Source organism: Flavobacterium sp. YO12 (assembly GCF_004119495.1).
Classification (GTDB): Bacteria; Bacteroidota; Bacteroidia; order Flavobacteriales; family Flavobacteriaceae; genus Flavobacterium.
In genome coordinates this window covers 1-18,833 of sequence record NZ_NRQU01000079.1, presented here as the reverse complement: position 1 = coordinate 18,833, position 18,833 = coordinate 1, and the positions used below count along the sequence as shown (strand labels likewise).

Here is an 18,833-nt window from a genome sequence, read left to right as displayed (position 1 = left end):
AATTTAATAAAATTAAAGCAGACTGTGTAAACAAAAATAAGGAAAATGTGTAAAATTATGCTCTGTCCTTTTAGTGACCATGGAGGGATTTGAACCCTCACGCCCTTGCGAGCACCACCCCCTCAAGATGGCGAGTCTACCGTTTCTCCACATGGCCTAAAATGAAAAAAGGTCGAGTAAATTAATACTCGACCTTTTTTGTGACCCGACTGGGGCTCGAACCCAGGACCCCATCATTAAAAGTGATGTGCTCTACCGACTGAGCTATCGAGTCATTGCTATCAAGGAAAGTGTTTGTTAAATCACAAAATTTGTGACCCGACTGGGGCTCGAACCCAGGACCCCATCATTAAAAGTGATGTGCTCTACCGACTGAGCTATCGAGTCATATTCTTTCCTTGAATGCGGGTGCAAATATAAGGAGTTTATTTTATTATTTGCAAGCATTTTTATTATAAATTTGTCTTTTTTTAATCAAAATTTACAACGCCTTAATTTATAGGTTATTATTAAAATGAAAAAGATTGTATTATTAGGATATATGGGTTGCGGAAAGTCAACAATTGCCCAAAACTTATCAAAAATTACTGAAATTCCGTTTTTAGATTTGGATGTTTGCATCGAAAAAAAAGCAAATTTGTCTATAAAAGACATTTTTGAGCAGCATGGAGAAATTTATTTTCGAAAATTAGAGCATGAAATGTTCTTAGAATTGCTGCAATCTCCAGAAAATTATATTATAGGTTTGGGTGGAGGGACTCCATGTTATGCTAATAATCATTTATTATTGCAAAATGAGGATCTTGTTTCAGTTTATTTAAAGGCGTCTATTGATACTTTATATAATAGATTAGTACATAATAAAAGTAAACGCCCTTTGATAGCTGATATGAATGAGGAAGAAATGAAAGAGTTTATCGCAAAACATTTGTTCGACAGAAGTTTTTACTACAACCACGCGCAATTTAAGGTTGTGGTTGATGATAAAACTGTCGACGAAACTGTTGAGGATATTTTGAAGATTCTAGCTTAAAAAGGCTGAATCGCCATTGCTTTCATCAAAAACCACCTGAACGTGCTCTAATAAAGAAGTAGATAGTGATATGCCTTTGAAGTCTGCTTTTACAGGATACTTTTTGTGATTACGATCAACTAGGACCGCTGTTTTGAATTTTTTTAATGGAACGTCTAAAAAGTGGCGAACAGCATAGATTAAAGTTGTGCCTGAATTTAAAACGTCATCAACTAATACCAGTCCTTTGTTTTCGTAATCTTCTTTTGGTAAAGACGTATGAATAGGTAATTGCGGATTTTGTTTATTGATCTTAACTTCGCAAAGAGAAACTTTTAGTGTTGAAATTTCACTTAAAGCCAAAGCAATTTTTTGAGCAAAAATAGATCCGTTTGATGCGATTCCGGCAATAACAACTTCGTTCTCATCGACAAATGTCTCGTAGATTTGATAAGCGATACGTTTTATTTTGTGTTCGATTTCCTGATTGGTTAAGATGATGTTGTTGCTCATGATTTAATTTTTTGGCTAAATTACAAATTTTAAATTCCAATGTTGAGGTTTTGATTTTTTGATGATTTAGAATTTAATTTTCATCGTCTTCATCAATGATGTCATTTCCATATTCGTCAATATCTCTTCGGTCTTTTTTGGTTGGTCTTCCAGTACCGCTTTTTCGATAATGCTCTTTCGAAAGTTTTAATAATTCAAGATGAGCATAAGCTTCGGGCGGAGTTTCGTTTTTACGATATATATCGACTAGTTTTGCTCCAACACGATTTTCAGGAATATCAAGTACGGTTATAATTTGAGTAATTTGATCCTTTCTAAAGGTAATTCGGTCAGTAGGAAAAACCTCTTTAGAAGGCTTTGCAACCTGCCCATTTACAGTAATATGGTTCTTTTTGCAGGCTTCGGTTACCATATTTCTGGTTTTGTAATACCGAACACACCACAGGTATTTATCTATTCGCATAATTTTTCTAAAATCAAAGTTAAATTCTTTACAAAAATAAATCAATATTGTATCTTGCGCACCTAAAAAAAGGACAATAATGAACAAATTTAAATATTATTTTATTTTATTGCTTGCAGGTATTTCTTTGGTTTCCTGTTCTAAAAAGGACGATGATGAGGATGTAGTGGTGGTGCCAGTAAGAGATTATGCAGAACAGTATAAAGCAGATAATGATTCTATTATTAAATATTTAAAGACTAATTATATCAAGGAAGTAACTCCTAATTTTGATGTTGTTATTGAAAAAATTCCTGCAGGAGGAACTGAAACATCTATTTGGGATCAAAAGGTATATCCGTTAGAGACTAGAAATGTCTATAGTAATAATATCACCTATAATGTTTATTATTTAACTTTAAGAAAAGGATCGGGGCAATCCCCTACTAATACTGATAAAATTGTAGCTGCTTATAAAGGTAATTTATTAAATGGGAAGGTTTTTGACCAGTCTTATGGGGTTGGAAGAAAATTTTTATTGTTTCCATATGCTATTTCAACTGCAGAAGAGGTTACTGTGATTGAGGGGTGGTCAGAAATGTTTCCAAAGTTTAAAACGGGTGTTTCTACAACAGCGCCAGATGGAAGTGTAACGTATCAGGATTTTGGAGCTGGGATTATATTTTTGCCGTCTGGATTAGGGTATTATGAACAGGTGAAAAATGATATTCCGTCATATTCTCCTTTAGTGTTTACTATTAAATTGTACGATCTTCAGAGAATGGATAACGAGTATACTTTTAATTCTAGTACGGGAGCGCGAGTGTTTATGGGAGACGGTGTTCCAGATTATTTAGAAGATGTTAATGGTGATGGTTATCTTTATGATTTTAGAAATACAACTAAGTATCCAAATCCACCAGCTAGTTTAATTGATGATACGGATGGTGATGGAATTGCAGACTTTTTGGATTTTGATGATGATGGTGACGGTTTTAGTACTAGGTTTGAAGTAACAAAACCAGCTGATGCTCCTAATACAGGTATAAGTAAATATTACCCTTGGGATCCAATTGGAGATAATCCTGCTACTCCAAATATAGATGAGACTGAGTTGTATGGTATTCCTAGAAGACCTACTGGAGCGCTTACAGATCCTTCGAAACCGGAATCAATTAATAATCCTAGAAAGTTTATTGAAGACGATTATAAAGCAAATCCAAGATTAAGAATTTATTTAGATAAAACGTATCCTTATCAAAAGAATTAGATTTGTTATAATGTAAAAAGAAAACCTCGAAATGTGAATTTCGAGGTTTTTTATGTTCACGCAGTTGAGGATATGTTTCGGTTAGTTAATAATCTTAGAAAATTTATTGAAGATAATTATAATGTGAATCTGAATCTAAGAGTAAGAATTTGTTTAGATAAAATTGTATAATGTTATAGGGATTGAATCTGTGAAAAGTGTATAAAAAAACCTCGAAATTTACATTTCGAGGTTTTTTATAAAGTAAGAAAATTGAAAATTATTTTCTTTTGATAACTCTTTCTACAGCTTCAACAATTGCTTGATTGTTTAGTTTGTATTTTTCCATTAATTGTTCTGGAGTTCCAGATTCACCGAAACTATCTTGTACTGCTACAAATTCCTGTGGAGTAGGATTGTTTAAAGCTAATACTCCTGAAATGCTTTCTCCAAGACCTCCAAGGTAGTTGTGCTCTTCTGCCGTAACTATACATTTTGTTTTAGCAACCGATTTAAGAATAGCTTCTTCGTCAAGAGGTTTGATTGTATGAATGTTGATTACTTCAGCAGAGATTCCTTTTGCTTCTAAAGCTTCAGCGGCAATAAGAGCTTCCCAAACTAAGTGTCCCGTTGCAACAATTGTTACATCAGTTCCTTCGTTTAATAAAATTGCTTTTCCAATTACAAAAGGCTCGTCAGCAGGAGTAAAGTTAGCTACAACTGGACGTCCAAAACGTAAGTAAGCTGGGCCGTGGTGATCTGCTAATGCAATAGTAGCGGCTTTAGTTTGATTGTAATCGCAAGTATTGATTACAGTCATTCCTGGTAGCATTTTCATTAATCCAATATCTTCTAAAATTTGGTGAGTTGCACCGTCTTCTCCTAATGTTAAACCAGCGTGAGATGCACAGATTTTTACATTTTTATCAGAGTAAGCAACAGATTGACGAATTTGATCGTAAACTCTTCCTGTTGAGAAGTTAGCGAAAGTTCCTGTAAATGGAATTTTACCTCCAATTGTTAAACCAGCAGCAATTCCGATCATGTTAGCTTCTGCGATTCCAATTTGGAAAAAACGCTCAGGGTGATTTTTCTTGAAATCATCAAATTTTAATGATCCAATTAAATCAGCACATAGTGCTACAACGTTCTCGTTTTTCTGACCTAATTCAGTCATTCCCGCTCCAAAACCAGAACGAGTATCTTTACTTCCTGTATTTTCGTATTTTTTCATTTTTGTTTTTTTGCTGTACGCAATAGGCTATAGGCAATAGGCGTAAAGCTTACTGCTTAAAGCTTAAAGCTTTTTTTAATAGTCTGCTAAAGTTGAAATGTTTTGAGCTAAAGCACTTGCCAATTGATCATTGTTTGGTGCTTTTCCATGCCATGCATGAGTGTGCATCATAAAGTCAACCCCGTTACCCATTTCTGTATGTAATAAAATACAAACTGGTTTTCCTTTTCCTGTTCTAGATTTAGCATCAGTTAAACCAGCGATAATTGCATCAATATTGTTTCCTTCTTTGATTTCAAGAACGTCCCAGTCAAAAGCTTCGAATTTAGCACGAAGACTTCCCATTGCTAGAACTTCATCAGTTGTTCCGTCAATTTGTTTTCCGTTAACGTCGATTGTTGTAATAAGGTTGTCAACTTTTTTAGCAGAAGCATACATGATAGCTTCCCAGTTTTGACCTTCTTGTAATTCTCCGTCTCCGTGAAGAGTATAGATTAAATGATTGTCGTTATTTAATTTTTTAGCCTGAGCAGCACCAAGAGCTACAGATAAACCTTGTCCTAATGATCCAGAAGCCATACGAACTCCAGGTAATCCTTCGTGAGTCGTTGGGTGTCCTTGTAAACGAGAGTTTAATAATCTGAAAGTAGCAAGTTCTGAAACAGGGAAATAACCGCTTCGAGCTAAAACGCTGTAAAATACTGGCGAAATGTGACCGTTTGATAAAAAGAAGATGTCTTCTCCAATTCCATCCATGTCAAAACCTTCTTTACGATCCATAATGTTTTGGTATAGTGTTACCAAAAATTCAGTACAACCTAATGAACCACCTGGGTGACCTGAGTTGACAGCATGTACCATTCTAAGAATGTCTCTTCTTACTTGGATCGTTAAATCGCTTAATTGTTGTGTGTTAGGCTTCATTTTATATGTAAAAGTTAAACTGGAGCAAAAGTAATTTTTATTTTGCGGGCTGACAAATGATTTTTTGCTTTAGTTTGTCGCAATTGTTAAATTATGCCGCTTTTCTCCAGATATTGTATGAAATAGAAAATTCCTGCAGATATTGCATCAAATTATCAATACAGATGGAAATGTTTTTATAAGGAGTAAAAGTTGATAAACTATATGGATCGACTAATCTCTTTCCATGTGACTAATTGAATGTTATTTTCTTTAAGCTTTAATTTGCATGAATCACTGGTAAAAAAATCAAAATCAATTTGGCGCCACTCTGATCCAAAATTGGGATGATTAATTGTAATGCCTTGCATTTCAAAAATCATCAAAAGCGGGGTGAAGCAAGAAAACATTGAATCCTGGAATTACATTGTCTAAAGCTTTTTCATATGATTTTTTAAGTTCTCCTTTTTCGAAATCGGTATAATAGCCAATTAGAAGATTGTCAGCTAAAAGAGTATTTGTAAAATCATATTTTTCATCAGACAGACTAATGGATTCAACAAAACCTTTATTAATGAAAACTGGTAAATTGTATGTTCTTCCCAGCTCTTTATAAATTTCTAAAATTTCTGGAGTTACACCAATACTGCACATGTGTGAATCGAGATGCGTTGGTTGAATATTAAATTGCAAAGCTCTTTCGATTTGGGCAGTAAGCTCCTTTTTAATTTCAGAAGGTTTTGCATTGTTCCTGAAATCTTTTCTTGTTTTGTAGAAATAACCGTTTTGATCGACTAAACTTGAAACTTCTGACACAGGAAGAATTGGGCCGAATTTGTAATTTTCCCATTCGCAAGTCAAAGTCAAATGAATTCCGCAGTCGTAATTTGGATTTTCTTTAGCGAAGGTTGCCATTTCAAAAAACCACGGACAAGGAACCATTATGCTATATGAGTTTACAGATCCGTTTTGGAGAGCTTTTATCGTTGCTTGATTTTCTGAATGTGATAATCCGGCATCATCGGCGTGAATAATTAATAGTTTGGCGTTTTCTGGATATCCAAGTTTTTGAGCTAGGTTCATTTAATTGATTTTATTCAAATTTAAAAATTTCTGGAGTTTAGGTTTTATATTGTTTTGGAATTAACTCAATTTTATAATTGACAAATTATCGAATTAATTAAATTTCCCTGAAATTAGCTTATCTTTGCCGACTGAAAAAAGAAACAAATGAAGTTCGATTTATTACAAAAAGATCCGCAGTCTAAAGCAAGAGCGGGAAGTATAACTACTGATCACGGCGTAATCGAAACGCCTATTTTTATGCCTGTTGGAACGGTGGCTTCTGTAAAAGGAGTGCATCAGCGTGAATTGAAAGATGATATTAATCCAGATATTATTCTTGGAAATACATATCATTTATATTTACGTCCGCAGACAGAAATTCTTGAAAAAGCTGGTGGATTGCATAAATTCATGAATTGGGATCGTAATATTTTGACTGATTCTGGCGGGTATCAAGTGTATTCTCTTTCTTCAAATAGAAAAATTAAGGAAGAAGGAGTAAAGTTTAAATCGCATATTGATGGTTCGTATCACTTTTTTACGCCAGAAAATGTAATGGAAATTCAGCGTACAATTGGAGCCGATATTATTATGGCTTTTGACGAGTGTACGCCATATCCTTGTGACTACAGATATGCACAGCGTTCTATGCACATGACGCACCGTTGGTTAGATCGTTGTATCAATCATTTAGAAAAAGTTCCTTACAAATACGGTTACGAACAAACGTTTTTTCCAATTGTTCAAGGAAGTACATATAAAGATTTACGTCGTCAGTCAGCTGAATATATTGCAAACGCAGGACAGCAAGGAAATGCAATTGGCGGATTGTCAGTTGGAGAACCTGCTGAGGAAATGTACGCAATGACTGAAGTAGTTTGCGAAATTCTTCCAGAAGATAAACCACGATATTTAATGGGTGTTGGAACTCCTATAAATATATTAGAAAATATTGCGTTGGGTATTGATATGTTTGATTGTGTTATGCCTACACGTAATGCAAGAAACGGAATGTTGTTTACTGCAAATGGAACAATCAATATTAAAAATAAAAAGTGGGAGGCTGATTTTTCTCCTATCGACGAAATGGGACATACTTTTGTAGATACAGAATACTCAAAAGCATATTTACGCCACTTATTTGCAGCCAACGAGTATTTAGGGAAACAAATTGCAACGATTCATAATCTTGGTTTTTATATGTGGTTGGTTCGTGAAGCTAGAAAACATATCTTAGCTGGCGATTTTAGACCATGGAAAGAAATGATGGTTAAAAATATGAGTCAAAGACTATAAAAAAAGAGCTTCAAGTTTTATTAGTTTTAAGTTTCAAGTTGCCAATAGTAATCTGAAGCTTAAAACGTGAAACCTGAAGTTTTTAAATTTGAAACAAAATTTATATGTTAACAATAATAGATAAATACATCTTAAAAAGATACCTTGGAACTTTTTCTGTGATGCTGCTTTTGTTTGCGCCAATTGGAATCGTAATTGATGTATCTGAGAAAGTTAATAAGATGCTGGAAAACAAGATTCCATTTATGGATATTGCGCTCTATTATTACAATTTTACTATTTATTTTATAAATTCCTTATTTCCGATATTCCTGTTTTTGTCAGTAATTTGGTTTACATCAAAACTGGCAAATAATACAGAAATTATTGCGATTTTAAGTTCGGGTATTTCGTATACCAGATTCTTGCGTCCTTATATTATTGGCGCTACAATTGTTTCTATTTTTGTTTTATTAATGGGGTTTTTCATTGTTCCAGCGGCGAGTGAAGGCTATAATAATTTTAGATATACGTATCTTAAAGGAAATGGTAAAGAACTTATGCGGGGTGAAAATACAAATGTTTACAGACAGATAAATGATCATGATTTTATCTTTGTAAATAGTTTTAATGAGGAAACAAAAACAGCATTTAATTTTACATTAGAACACTTTGAAAAAGAGAAGTTAACCTATAAAATTACTGCAAGTCGTATTAAGTGGGATCCAAAATTGAAAACGTATATTTTGTATGATTATACAAAAAGAACTTTAGGCGAATTGAATGATGTAATCGAAAAGGTTCCCGAAAAGAATGTCAAGTTTAAATTTGAACTAGCTGATTTAACACCTGTTGTGTATATAGCAGAAACGCTTACTTTGGGCAAGTTAATCGACTTTATCGATAAAGAGAAAAAGAGAGGTTCAGGTAATATTAATACTTATTTAGTAGTTCTTTATAAAAAATACAGCGTGCCGGTTTCGGCTTTTATCTTAACCATTATTGCGGTTGCGGTTTCTTCTATGAAACGTCGAGGCGGTATGGGAACAAATTTAGCGATTGGAATTGCGATTGCCTTTTCATTTGTGTTTTTTGATAAAATATTTGGTACACTTGCCGAAAAATCTACTTTCTCACCATTTTTAGCTGTTTGGTTTCCAAATATTGTTTTTGGAATTCTAGCGGTTTACTTATTACGTAATGCGAAACGATAATTTAAAAAGTTACTTAAATCTTCATTTAATTGTTTTTATCTGGGGTTTTACGGCTATTTTGGGTGCTTTAATTACAATTGACGCCGAAAATTTAGTTTGGTTCAGAATGTTGATAGCGGGAATTTTTCTTGGTGGATTTATTGTCTACAAAAAACAGTCTTTTGCTATATCTGCACAATCTTTCGCTAAACTCATTTTTGTTGGATTATTGATAGCGCTTCACTGGATTTTTTTCTTCAAAGCGATTCATGTCTCTAATGTTTCGATAACATTATCTATTTTTTCGCTCGGAGCTTTTTTTGCTTCTTTATTAGAGCCACTGTTTTATGGGCGCAAAATTCTGTGGTATGAGGTTTTCTTTGGATTAGTTATTATCGCAGGTTTAGCCTTGATACTTCAAGTAGAAATAAAGTACCTGACGGGAGTTTATTACGCTTTAATATCAATAATTTTAGGAGTTTTATTCACTTTGATGAATGGTAAACTTATATCAGATCATGAACCATCTTTAATTACATTTTATGAATTTGGAGCAGGAGTTTTTTTTATCACAATTTATTTTTTGGTTTTAGGAAAATTCAATGCTGACTTTTTTGTGATGTCATTAAACAATTGGGTTTTGTTATTGGTTTTAGCTTCTGTCTGCACGGCTTATGCATTTACAGCTTCGGTGAAAGTGATGCAGCGATTAACGCCTTATACAGTTATGTTAACGACTAATTTAGAACCCGTTTACGGAATTATGCTGGCTTATTTTATTCTTGGCGGAAAAGAAAAAATGAGTACAGAATTTTATATTGGCGCTTTAATAATTGTGATTACAGTTATTTTAAACGGCGTTTTTAAACATTACCAAAACAAGAAAAAACTGTAAAGTTTTACTTATTTTTAAATTACAATTTGATACTTTAATAACAATTAACTACGCCAATGATATAATATTTTTATATTTGCGGTTCGATTTAAAAACAAAATTCAAAAATCCATGGAATATTTAGATTTTGAGCTTCCAATAAAAGAACTTGAAGAACAGTTAGAAAAGTGCGTTATAATTGGAAAAGAATCTGATGTTGATGTTACGCCTACTTGTAAAGAAATCAACAAGAAATTAGTAGAGACTAAGAAAGAAATATACAAAAACCTTACGGCTTGGCAGCGTGTACAATTGTCAAGACATCCAAATAGGCCATATACTTTAGATTATATCAGAGCAATTTGCGGTGATACTTTTTTAGAGCTTCATGGAGACAGAAACTTTAAAGATGATAAAGCAATGGTTGGCGGTCTTGGTAAAATAAACGGACAGTCGTATATGATCATTGGTCAGCAAAAAGGAACAAATACTAAAACACGTCAGTATCGTAATTTTGGTATGGCAAACCCTGAAGGATACCGTAAAGCTTTGCGTTTAATGAAAATGGCAGAGAAATTTGGGATTCCAGTTGTGACTTTAGTAGATACTCCGGGTGCTTATCCAGGACTTGAAGCAGAAGAACGCGGGCAAGGAGAAGCTATCGCTAGAAACATTTTCGAAATGGTTCGTTTACAAGTGCCAATTATCACAATTATTGTTGGTGAAGGTGCTTCTGGAGGTGCTTTAGGAATTGGTGTTGGAGACAAAGTTTATATGTTAGAAAATACGTGGTATTCTGTAATTTCACCAGAATCATGTTCTTCTATTTTATGGAAAAGCTGGGAGTACAAAGAACGTGCTGCTGAAGCTTTGAAATTGACTTCATCTGATATGAAAAAACAAAAATTAGTTGATGATGTTATCCCTGAACCACTTGGTGGAGCACACTATGACAGAGAAACTACTTTTAAAACAGTTGCGGAATATATTACCAAAGGATATAACGAATTGAAAGACTTATCAACAGCTGAGCTAATTGCCCAAAGAATGGACAAATACAGCAATATGGGCGAGTTTAAAGAGTAAATTCATAAAATATTATTTTAAATCCGAAGCCCTGCGGTTTCGGATTTTTTTTTGGTTATCAACAAAAAAAACTTATTTATAAACACACAATAGTTATAACTCGATAACAATTTTTTTTTAAATTTGTTACTTTCGCTATATGGAAAATTTCAAAAACGTAAACCCTATAAAAGTCGATAAAACCACTATTATTAATCTGGAGAAAGGTAAATTACCTCCACAAGTAATAGAGATGGAAGAGGCTGTTCTTGGGGCAATGATGATCGATAAAAAAGGGGTTGATGATGTAATTGATATTTTGCAGCCTGATGCTTTTTACAAAGAATCACACAAACATATTTTTGAGGCAATTTTACAGCTTTTTACAGAAACGCAGCCAATAGATTTGTTGACAGTTTCAAGTCAATTAAAGAAAAATGGAAAATTAGAAATAGCAGGCGGAGATTTTTATTTAATTCAGCTTACTCAAAAGATTGCGTCTTCTGCCCATATCGAATTTCACTCTCGTATTATTCTTCAAAAATTTATTCAAAGAAGTTTGATTCGAATTTCGTCTGAGATTATCGAAGAATCATATGACGAAAGTACAGACGTATTTGATTTGCTGGATAAAGCCGAGTCAAAATTATACGAAGTTACACAAGGAAATATTAAACGTAGTTCTGAAACTGCTCAGAGTTTAGTTTTACAAGCTAAGAAAAAAATTGAGGAAATTGCTGGTAAAGAAGGTTTGAGTGGTGTTGAAACTGGTTTTCATAATCTAGATAAATTAACTTCTGGATGGCAGCCCAGCGATTTAATTATTATTGCAGCGAGACCTGCGATGGGAAAAACAGCCTTTGTACTTTCGATGGCAAGAAATATCGCGATTCAATATGGACATGGGGTAGCTTTGTTCTCTTTGGAGATGGCATCAGTTCAGTTGATTACGAGGCTTATCTCTTCTGAAACAGGATTGTCTTCTGAAAAATTAAGAACAGGAAAATTAGAAAAACACGAATGGGAGCAGCTGAGTACTAAAGTAAAAGATTTAGAAAAAGCCCCATTGTTTATTGACGATACACCATCACTTTCGATATTCGATTTACGTGCAAAATGTCGTCGTTTAGTTTCGCAGCATAGTATCAAAATTATAATCATTGATTATTTGCAGTTGATGACTGCTGGAGGAAATAATAAGGGAGGAGGAAATCGTGAGCAGGAAATTTCGACAATTTCTCGAAACTTAAAAGCCTTAGCAAAAGAGTTAAATGTTCCAGTAATTGCACTTTCGCAGTTGTCGCGTGCCGTTGAAACACGTGGATCAAGTAAGCGTCCGTTACTATCGGATCTTCGTGAATCTGGAGCTATTGAGCAGGATGCGGATATTGTTTCGTTTTTATACCGACCAGAATATTACAAAATCGAAGAATGGGATGATGATGAAGCTTCGCCAACAGCAGGTCAGGCCGAAATTATGATCGCGAAACACCGTAATGGTGGTATTGAAAACATTCGATTGAAATTTATAGGACACTTAGGAAAATTTGATAATCTTGATGATTTTTCAGGTGGTTATGATGATTTACCATCAAAAATGAACCATGATGATAATCCGTTTATTACGAAGAATTTACCTTCGGCAAATGAAGCTTTTGGCAGTAATTTGAATGACGATGATGATGATAGTGATGTTCCTTTTTAATTGTAAAAAAGAGATAGTAAAATAAATAAATCTTTGTAAGTTAAATACTTACGAAGATTTTTTTTTGTTCAGCAGTTCCTTAACTATCTGCAATTTTGCGTAATAATATTTCTTATATAAAATTAATTCGGTAGTTTAGCAAATCCAATTAACAAATTAAATACTATTAACCAATTTAAATCAAAAAACCATGAAAGAAGAAGACTTTCCAGGACCTATTAAAATTACAAAAGCGACTGCTGTAAAATGGGAGGAAAAATATCAAAAAGATACCACAATTGAAGACAGTACTAAAAAAGTAAAAGCTTTTTTAATACCAAGAGAAAGTTTAGAAATGGTATTAAAGCTTAATACTGTTGCTGTTCGTGCACATATTGGAATTAATGACCAAAACGAAAGAACGTTAATTTTTGTTGGAGCAAGATATGATAAAGAAACAGATACTTATGTAGATGTTTATGGGCCGCCTGTTCAGCCAAAAAATGCTGAAGATGCAGATCCGGGTGAAGATGAAGATGCTTATGATGGTGCTCGTCCTTGTCCTCCATATTGATTTTAAAAAAACTACAAAGTGGATGATTTTTTAATTTATTCAGCTTATTTGATTTTATTATTAAATCTTATATTATATTCATATAGCTTTTTCCGAAAGGAAAAAGCTAATGTTTTTTTTGTTTCTTACTTAGCTTTTTCCTTTTTACTGCAGATCTATATGGAGATTATTTATTTCCTAAGAGGTAATAATTTGCTGGCTATTAATATATTCTTTGTAGGACAAATGATTTTATTAGGGTTGTTCTATAATTCATTGATGCACATAAAAGGCCAAAAGTTATTTGTAAAAACCAGTGTGATAATTGCTTTAATGGTTTTAGGAGCACAGTGTATTATGGATCCAAATCAATTTTTTAAATTTAATTTATTTGAAATTACATTAACATCCTTGTTGATTGTTGTTTTTGCTCTAATTCATTTCTATAATATGCTTACAGAAAATAAAGAATATTATTATATAAGCATTGGCATTGTTTTTTATTTGCTAACCAGTACGGTGCTGTTTTTAGTAGGTAATCTTTCGCCCGAATTAAGTGCTGATCTAAAATACGTAACGTGGATGTTGAATGCTTTTTTAATCGTAGTGTATCAGCTTTTTATTTTATACGATTGGATTAAAACCAATCCAAAAAAAGGTTCATTAGTTTAATTGAAAAATTTGCGATAAAGATTAACTTAATATGAGAACGAACTCAATTCCTGAAAAAGAACTTGTTGCCATAATTTTATATATTTCACTTTTTTTTATTGTAGTAGCAGTTGTTTTAATAATATTCTTTTATTTCTCTAGAAAGAAAATAATTCAAAAGGAAATTGAGAATAAAAATCTTGAAATTCAACATCAAAAGGATCAGCTTCATGCTATAATTGTTACTCAAGAAGAGGAGCGAAAGCGAATTGCTCAGGATTTGCATGACGATATTAGTTCTAAGCTGAATATAGTTTCACTAAATAGTCATTTGCTGACTTCTTCAAATTTAACTGAACAGGAGGTAGGTGAAATAACCGAAAATATTATTTCACTTACTGCAAAAGCACTTGAGAATTCAAGAAAAATTGCACATAATTTGTTGCCGCCAGTTTTTGAAAAATTTGGACTTAATGCAGGAATCGAAGAGTTATGTGAAGAATTTGAAAGCGGAAAATCGGTGCAGACACATTATGAAAATGAGCTTGATTTTGACGAGAATGATATTGATCGTCATTTGCATGTTTTTAGAATTCTTCAAGAGTTGATGAATAATTCTGTTCGCCACGGAAAAGCTGCTGAAATTTGGATTAGCTTTAGGTTAGTTGATGAAACTCCAACTTGTTATTATGAAGATAATGGAGTAGGGTTTGACAGTAAAAATGCCGAAAATCAAAAAGGACTTGGTTGGAAAAATATTGATTCTCGAATATCTTTTTTGAACGGAACAATTAAGTTAAAGTCTGAAATTGGCAAAGGACTTGCTGTTGTTTTTACTTTTTAGCAGAGTGTAGTGTTTAAAAACTAGATTTTAACCAATTTAACAGGAGTTTTGAGGTTTTTTTGGTTCAAATTTCGTAATTTCGGGAAACCAAATGACCAAAAACATAAAAAATGAATCCCGTTATAAAAATTGCTTTAGTCGATGACGAAGTATTGTTTCGAAAAGGAATAGCTTTTTTATTGCAAAGAGAAGCTAATATTGAAATTGTTTTTGAATCCTCAAATGGCGAAGAATTAGTTTCAAAGCTGCAAGAAAATGATAATATACCAGATATTATTATCATGGATTTGAAAATGCCTGTTTTAAATGGTGTTGAAGCAACAAAAATTATTCGAAAATCTTTTCCTCAAATAAAAATTATTGCACTTACTAGTTACGACTCTAAATCATTTATTGCAAATATGATTCAGGTTGGAGCCGTTGCTTATTTAATTAAAAATACAACTCCAAAAGATTTAATTAAAACCATTAATGAAGTTTATACAAAGGGGTTTTATTATAACGAAAGTGTTTTAAAAACAATTCAAGAAACCATTGTATCTTCAAAAAACTCTAAAGGAAGTTTAGAAACGAGTTTTCTTTCGCCTCGTGAAATTGAAATTCTTCAGCTTATTTGTCAGCAAAAAACAACTACAGAAATTGCGGAACATCTTTTTTTAAGTCCGAGAACAGTCGAAGGGCATCGCAATAATTTACTGCTAAAAACAGAATCTAGAAATATTGCTGGTTTAGTAGTGTATGCTATTCAAAACGAAATCGCAGTTTTGACCCTATAAATTTAGCTGGTTAAAAAATGAATGGATAATACGTAATATAGTATTATCGTAAATACAAGTAAGCAAAGACCTATTTTTTGTATTACATTAAGACCTTTTGGTTGGTTGTTACTATCATTAAACTTCATGGCTATGGTTTTACATTGATTAGTTTGATGATTTGGGATTTCAAATGTAAGTAGTTTTTTCATTTAAAGAGTACGTGTTTATACGTGTTTTTCTATTACCGTGATTCATTTATGTATATTGACTTTTAACGTTTTATTTAATTATAAAACATTTATATCTTTTGTGTTTTTGCAGGTATCCTTATATCTTTACTAAAATAATTTTCTGATGAAAAAATACTTCTTATATATATTTATTGTATTGCTCTCATTTCAAGCTAAAGCTTCGTTTATACTGCTTCCAATGGATGAGACCACTCAGCAGAATCATTTAAAGGCATACGGGATAACATATTGGTGTTTAAGTAAAGATTATAAAGCAAGCTGGCTGCTTAATTATCGCGGCGGTTCATTTTTACTGCCTGATGCTGAGGAAATTCGCAAAGAATGTAAAATTAGAGGAGTAAGTTTTGAGATACTTTCTGATAGTGAAGAAGCTTCTTTATTAAACGATATTTCCAGCCCGTCTCAAAATATGGAATCTGTTATTCTTGAAAAAGCGCCAAAAATTGCAGTTTACACTCCAAAAGGGAAGCAACCATGGGATGATGCTGTGACGCTGGTTTTGACTTATGCCGAAATTCCATTTACACCTATTTATGACGAGGAAGTTTTAAGTGATCAATTATTGCTTTATGATTGGCTTCATTTACATCATGAAGATTTTACTGGGCAATATGGAAAATTTTATACCGCTTATAAAAATACGCCATGGTATATTGAACAAAAGAAAGATGCCGAAGCTTTAGCTTCGAAATTGGGCTATCCTAAAGTTTCAATAGAAAAAGGAGCAGTTGCAAAAAAAATTAGAGATTTTGTAGTTGGCGGCGGTTTTATGTTTGCAATGTGTTCAGCTACTGATAGTTTTGATATTGCTCTTGCCGCTGACGGCGTTGATATTTGTGAAACCATGTTTGATGGAGATCCAAGTGAATCTAATTATCAGTCAAAATTGAATTATGGAAATTCATTTGCGTTTAAAAACTTTATTTTAGAACGAAGACCAGAAGTTTATGAATTTTCAGATATTGATATGACATCTGTACGCCGAGTTCCTATGGATAAAGATTATTTTACTTTAATGGAATTTTCTGCAAAGTGGGATCCAATTCCAAGTATGTTATGTCAGAATCATACTCAATTGGTAAAAGGATTTATGGGACAGACAACTTCGTTTAATGAAACTTTGGTGAAATCAAATGTTCTTGTAATGGGAACTTGCGAAATAAATGGCGAAGCCAGGTACATTCATGGTGAAAAGGGAAAAGGGATGTTTACTTTTTTTGGAGGTCATGATCCAGAAGATTATCAGCATCAAGTTGGTGATCCGCCTACTGTTTTAGATTTACATCCAAATTCTCCGGGTTATCGTTTAATTTTAAATAATGTTTTATTTCCTGCTGCAAAAAAGAAAAAACTGAAAACTTAATTGAGTGAAAATTCAAACCAAATAGGGATGTGATCTGATATTTTTCTAGCTTCTTGAAGAGAATCAAATTTTTTGTAAAATAAAATTACTCCAGATCGAGTATTTTTAAACTTAGCAGGATTGTAGAAAATATTGTCAAATTCAGACGATAAACATTCGTCATATTTGCATTTTTGCTTTAAAGTGGTTTTTTGTTTTTGCAGTATAGATATATATCCAACTTTTTTTAGCGGATTGAAAACAGTATGCGATTCTGGACAATTAAAATCACCTGCAAAAACTAAGTTTAAATCTGGATATTCTTTAGGAAGAAATTTAAAATACTTAATTTCAGTTTCAGGCTGTTTCTTTTTTGTAATGGCATGAAAATTAACTAGAGTTACCGTTTTTTTATCTATTTCAAATGTTGCAAAATAAGGCTCTCGGTCAATCTCTAACGAATATTTTTTTTCAAGCCAAGGTTTTCCTTTTAGTTTAGCTTTGCTGGTTTTCCAGAGAAAAGCATAACGTTCTGTTTTGTAGCTCGTACCGCTGGTTGGTTCACTAATGGTATAATCCCATTTTGATCCTTTTTCATTTAATAATTGTGAAAGTTTTGCAACAGTTTGCGCGCCGCCATATCCTGCTACAATTTCTTGAATCGCAACAATATCATAGTCTTGAACAGTAGCAGCTATAAAATTTAAGCTGGATTGAGTTTTTGATTTGCCAAAATTTTCCAAATTCCAAGAAAGAAATTTGGTTTGTGAAAATGAATGAGCTGTAAATAGTAAGAGAACGTAAATTATTGTATTTTTCATCTGCTTATAAAAAAAATCAAAGATAAGCAATTGGGTTTTTCTCTCTCTTTTTATAACTTCATTGTTAGATATTATTTTGTTCTAATCAGCTTAGTGTTTTTTATATCTGTTTTTCAATGCCGTTCCAATAATAATAATTTGTAAAACAAGAAGAGCAGGAATAAAAACAATTTTCCAATCAACTTCAAGCCATCCTGTTTTCTCAGAAACTAGAGCAAAAGTCAGGGAAAGAAATAGGCACAAGATCATAGTTTTCATAATAATTTTATTATTGGTTGTATTTATTTTTGCAAATAAATTGAATTTGTATTTTAACTTCATTAGGTAGATTCGTAGGTTATAGCAAACTTATGTCTATAAATGTGCATTTCCTTACGGGAATCCGTAAAAGAATAGAAAAATTAAACCAGTCCAAAATCCTTTGCAATAGCAATTAAATGCACATTGTTATTTGCTTTGAAGTAGATTTTTAATTTATTTATTCGTTTTTCTATGCTGCTCGTTCCATTAGGAGTTATTGCATTTACTTTAAACTCATTTGAAATACTTTCTAATATATGACCTTGAGCTAGAAGTTTTAAAATTGAAATGTCATAAGACTCAATTTCTATCAACGATTTATCATTAAAACTAAAATTTAAATCTGAGGATAGTATTTTCTCCTCTTCATTATAGGTCTTCTCAATTGCATTTCTTAATTCATGAATGCTATTTCTTCCTTTTGAAACATAAGCATTAATCCCTAAATCATTAAAAAGGGTTTTAATTCTGTATGGTTTATCTTCTATTGAGAATACAATCTTTTTTATGCTGGGTTGTATTGCATTAATTGCTTCTATCAGATCATCTCCGCTTTCTAGAATAGTTTCGCGATGATCTATTTTAAAAGATAAATCAGTAATTAGTAAATCATAAGGTTCTTTATCTTTTAAACCTTTCTTTATTTTTAATAATCCGTCATCACAGTATTTTACATGATGAATTATAGGTATTTGTAAATCTTCAAGCGCTTGAATAACCGCTATGCTTATACTATCTAGATCTTCTGCTACTAAAACTTTTTTAAACATAATACTTTACTTTATAAAGGGAAAGTGAAATTTA

The 18,833-nt window shown here is 32.6% G+C and carries 20 protein-coding genes and 3 tRNA genes; 12 read left to right on the top strand and 11 right to left on the bottom strand.

All coding sequences use genetic code 11. The features are described 5' to 3' along the window. Positions 1–74 precede the first annotated feature (74 nt). The 3 genes from BOW55_RS18545 to BOW55_RS18535 all read right to left on the bottom strand — a co-directional run bounded on the left by BOW55_RS18545 (position 75) and on the right by BOW55_RS18535 (position 387). Positions 75–157 (bottom strand) — tRNA-Leu (locus BOW55_RS18545). 44 nt (positions 158–201) lie between these two features. Continuing rightward, a tRNA-Lys gene (locus tag BOW55_RS18540) sits at positions 202–274 on the bottom strand. A 40-nt stretch (positions 275–314) separates the two neighbouring features. Then, positions 315–387, bottom strand: a tRNA-Lys gene (locus BOW55_RS18535). 127 nt (positions 388–514) lie between these two features. Between BOW55_RS18535 and BOW55_RS18530 the strand changes: the two genes are divergently transcribed. Then, the gene (locus tag BOW55_RS18530; RefSeq protein ID WP_129025728.1) at positions 515–1,033 is read left to right on the top strand and encodes a shikimate kinase; all 519 of its coding nucleotides are present in this window, start codon (positions 515–517) and stop codon (positions 1,031–1,033) included. Here the strand turns inward: BOW55_RS18530 and BOW55_RS18525 are convergent. Further along, positions 1,025–1,525 (bottom strand): phosphoribosyltransferase family protein, encoded by a 501-nt coding sequence (locus BOW55_RS18525; RefSeq protein WP_129025726.1) that lies wholly within the window; start codon positions 1,523–1,525, stop codon positions 1,025–1,027. The two genes, BOW55_RS18530 and BOW55_RS18525, sit on opposite strands and share 9 nt — an antisense overlap. Before the next feature lie 73 nt (positions 1,526–1,598). Then, positions 1,599–1,988, bottom strand: coding sequence for an RNA-binding S4 domain-containing protein (locus BOW55_RS18520; protein ID WP_129025724.1), 390 nt, complete (start codon positions 1,986–1,988; stop codon positions 1,599–1,601). A 79-nt stretch (positions 1,989–2,067) separates the two neighbouring features. Between BOW55_RS18520 and BOW55_RS18515 the strand changes: the two genes are divergently transcribed. Beyond that, entirely contained in the window at positions 2,068–3,237 is a 1,170-nt protein-coding gene (locus tag BOW55_RS18515) for an FKBP-type peptidyl-prolyl cis-trans isomerase (RefSeq protein WP_129025722.1), read from the top strand. A 259-nt stretch (positions 3,238–3,496) separates the two neighbouring features. Here the strand turns inward: BOW55_RS18515 and BOW55_RS18510 are convergent, their stop codons facing one another. From BOW55_RS18510 to BOW55_RS18500, 3 genes are all read right to left on the bottom strand, one after another. Further along, positions 3,497–4,450, bottom strand: a complete 954-nt coding sequence (locus tag BOW55_RS18510; RefSeq protein ID WP_089054235.1) for a transketolase family protein — start codon at positions 4,448–4,450, stop codon at positions 3,497–3,499. Positions 4,451–4,525: 75 nt separating this feature from the next. Then, positions 4,526–5,374, bottom strand: a complete 849-nt coding sequence (locus BOW55_RS18505) for a transketolase (RefSeq protein ID WP_129025720.1) — start codon at positions 5,372–5,374, stop codon at positions 4,526–4,528. 351 nt (positions 5,375–5,725) lie between these two features. Beyond that, on the bottom strand, positions 5,726–6,436 hold the full coding sequence (locus BOW55_RS18500; RefSeq protein WP_241686611.1) for a polysaccharide deacetylase family protein: 711 nt from the start codon (positions 6,434–6,436) through the stop codon (positions 5,726–5,728). Between the two features lie 147 nt (positions 6,437–6,583). Here BOW55_RS18500 and tgt point away from each other — a divergent pair, with 147 nt between their 5' ends. From tgt to BOW55_RS18450, 10 genes are all read left to right on the top strand, one after another. After that, positions 6,584–7,714, top strand: coding sequence for a tRNA guanosine(34) transglycosylase Tgt (gene tgt, locus BOW55_RS18495; protein ID WP_089054212.1), 1,131 nt, complete (start codon positions 6,584–6,586; stop codon positions 7,712–7,714). A gap of 104 nt (positions 7,715–7,818) precedes the next feature. Next, positions 7,819–8,907, top strand: coding sequence for an LptF/LptG family permease (locus BOW55_RS18490; protein WP_089054213.1), 1,089 nt, complete (start codon positions 7,819–7,821; stop codon positions 8,905–8,907). Continuing rightward, positions 8,894–9,781, top strand: coding sequence for a DMT family transporter (locus BOW55_RS18485; RefSeq protein ID WP_089054214.1), 888 nt, complete (start codon positions 8,894–8,896; stop codon positions 9,779–9,781). Before BOW55_RS18490 ends, BOW55_RS18485 begins: the two co-directional genes overlap by 14 nt. A 111-nt stretch (positions 9,782–9,892) precedes the next feature. Then, a complete protein-coding gene (locus BOW55_RS18480; RefSeq protein ID WP_089054215.1) occupies positions 9,893–10,846 on the top strand; it encodes an acetyl-CoA carboxylase carboxyltransferase subunit alpha in 954 nt (317 codons plus the stop codon). A 139-nt stretch (positions 10,847–10,985) separates the two neighbouring features. Next, positions 10,986–12,530, top strand: a complete 1,545-nt coding sequence (gene dnaB / locus BOW55_RS18475; RefSeq protein WP_089054216.1) for a replicative DNA helicase — start codon at positions 10,986–10,988, stop codon at positions 12,528–12,530. Positions 12,531–12,720: 190 nt separating this feature from the next. Continuing rightward, positions 12,721–13,083, top strand: coding sequence for a hypothetical protein (locus BOW55_RS18470; RefSeq protein WP_129025718.1), 363 nt, complete (start codon positions 12,721–12,723; stop codon positions 13,081–13,083). Positions 13,084–13,242: 159 nt separating this feature from the next. Continuing rightward, positions 13,243–13,734: a hypothetical protein gene (locus BOW55_RS18465; protein WP_241686610.1), complete on the top strand. Its 492-nt coding sequence runs from the start codon at positions 13,243–13,245 to the stop codon at positions 13,732–13,734. Between the two features lie 31 nt (positions 13,735–13,765). Next, positions 13,766–14,557: a sensor histidine kinase gene (locus BOW55_RS18460; protein WP_129025714.1), complete on the top strand. Its 792-nt coding sequence runs from the start codon at positions 13,766–13,768 to the stop codon at positions 14,555–14,557. A gap of 110 nt (positions 14,558–14,667) precedes the next feature. After that, positions 14,668–15,333: a response regulator transcription factor gene (locus BOW55_RS18455; protein ID WP_129025712.1), complete on the top strand. Its 666-nt coding sequence runs from the start codon at positions 14,668–14,670 to the stop codon at positions 15,331–15,333. A gap of 336 nt (positions 15,334–15,669) precedes the next feature. Further along, positions 15,670–16,929, top strand: a complete 1,260-nt coding sequence (locus BOW55_RS18450; protein WP_129025711.1) for an asparagine synthetase B — start codon at positions 15,670–15,672, stop codon at positions 16,927–16,929. Here BOW55_RS18450 and BOW55_RS18445 read toward each other — a convergent pair. The 3 genes from BOW55_RS18445 to BOW55_RS18435 all read right to left on the bottom strand — a co-directional run bounded on the left by BOW55_RS18445 (position 16,926) and on the right by BOW55_RS18435 (position 18,799). After that, a complete protein-coding gene (locus tag BOW55_RS18445) occupies positions 16,926–17,729 on the bottom strand; it encodes an endonuclease/exonuclease/phosphatase family protein (protein ID WP_129025709.1) in 804 nt (267 codons plus the stop codon). The genes BOW55_RS18450 and BOW55_RS18445 overlap by 4 nt on opposite strands. A 90-nt stretch (positions 17,730–17,819) precedes the next feature. Next, positions 17,820–17,987: a hypothetical protein gene (locus BOW55_RS18440; protein ID WP_164975068.1), complete on the bottom strand. Its 168-nt coding sequence runs from the start codon at positions 17,985–17,987 to the stop codon at positions 17,820–17,822. A gap of 143 nt (positions 17,988–18,130) precedes the next feature. Continuing rightward, on the bottom strand, positions 18,131–18,799 hold the full coding sequence (locus BOW55_RS18435) for a response regulator transcription factor (RefSeq protein WP_129025706.1): 669 nt from the start codon (positions 18,797–18,799) through the stop codon (positions 18,131–18,133). Positions 18,800–18,833 lie beyond the last annotated feature (34 nt).

What these genes read in the sequence shown, in the direction of transcription:
- BOW55_RS18515 (WP_129025722.1), top strand. Translation starts at nt 2,068, where the DNA reads ATGAACAAATTTAAATATTATTTTATTTTATTGCTTGCAGGTATTTCT.
- tgt (WP_089054212.1), top strand. Translation starts at nt 6,584, where the DNA reads ATGAAGTTCGATTTATTACAAAAAGATCCGCAGTCTAAAGCAAGAGCG.
- BOW55_RS18520 (WP_129025724.1), bottom strand. Translation starts at nt 1,988, where the DNA reads ATGCGAATAGATAAATACCTGTGGTGTGTTCGGTATTACAAAACCAGA.
- BOW55_RS18445 (WP_129025709.1), bottom strand. Translation starts at nt 17,729, where the DNA reads ATGAAAAATACAATAATTTACGTTCTCTTACTATTTACAGCTCATTCA.
- BOW55_RS18525 (WP_129025726.1), bottom strand. Translation starts at nt 1,525, where the DNA reads ATGAGCAACAACATCATCTTAACCAATCAGGAAATCGAACACAAAATA.
- BOW55_RS18510 (WP_089054235.1), bottom strand. Translation starts at nt 4,450, where the DNA reads ATGAAAAAATACGAAAATACAGGAAGTAAAGATACTCGTTCTGGTTTT.
- BOW55_RS18465 (WP_241686610.1), top strand. Translation starts at nt 13,243, where the DNA reads ATGGAGATTATTTATTTCCTAAGAGGTAATAATTTGCTGGCTATTAAT.
- BOW55_RS18470 (WP_129025718.1), top strand. Translation starts at nt 12,721, where the DNA reads ATGAAAGAAGAAGACTTTCCAGGACCTATTAAAATTACAAAAGCGACT.
- BOW55_RS18490 (WP_089054213.1), top strand. Translation starts at nt 7,819, where the DNA reads ATGTTAACAATAATAGATAAATACATCTTAAAAAGATACCTTGGAACT.
- BOW55_RS18480 (WP_089054215.1), top strand. Translation starts at nt 9,893, where the DNA reads ATGGAATATTTAGATTTTGAGCTTCCAATAAAAGAACTTGAAGAACAG.
- BOW55_RS18530 (WP_129025728.1), top strand. Translation starts at nt 515, where the DNA reads ATGAAAAAGATTGTATTATTAGGATATATGGGTTGCGGAAAGTCAACA.
- BOW55_RS18505 (WP_129025720.1), bottom strand. Translation starts at nt 5,374, where the DNA reads ATGAAGCCTAACACACAACAATTAAGCGATTTAACGATCCAAGTAAGA.
- BOW55_RS18450 (WP_129025711.1), top strand. Translation starts at nt 15,670, where the DNA reads ATGAAAAAATACTTCTTATATATATTTATTGTATTGCTCTCATTTCAA.
- BOW55_RS18500 (WP_241686611.1), bottom strand. Translation starts at nt 6,436, where the DNA reads ATGAACCTAGCTCAAAAACTTGGATATCCAGAAAACGCCAAACTATTA.
- BOW55_RS18435 (WP_129025706.1), bottom strand. Translation starts at nt 18,799, where the DNA reads ATGTTTAAAAAAGTTTTAGTAGCAGAAGATCTAGATAGTATAAGCATA.
- BOW55_RS18460 (WP_129025714.1), top strand. Translation starts at nt 13,766, where the DNA reads ATGAGAACGAACTCAATTCCTGAAAAAGAACTTGTTGCCATAATTTTA.
- BOW55_RS18455 (WP_129025712.1), top strand. Translation starts at nt 14,668, where the DNA reads ATGAATCCCGTTATAAAAATTGCTTTAGTCGATGACGAAGTATTGTTT.
- BOW55_RS18485 (WP_089054214.1), top strand. Translation starts at nt 8,894, where the DNA reads ATGCGAAACGATAATTTAAAAAGTTACTTAAATCTTCATTTAATTGTT.
- BOW55_RS18440 (WP_164975068.1), bottom strand. Translation starts at nt 17,987, where the DNA reads ATGAAAACTATGATCTTGTGCCTATTTCTTTCCCTGACTTTTGCTCTA.
- dnaB (WP_089054216.1), top strand. Translation starts at nt 10,986, where the DNA reads ATGGAAAATTTCAAAAACGTAAACCCTATAAAAGTCGATAAAACCACT.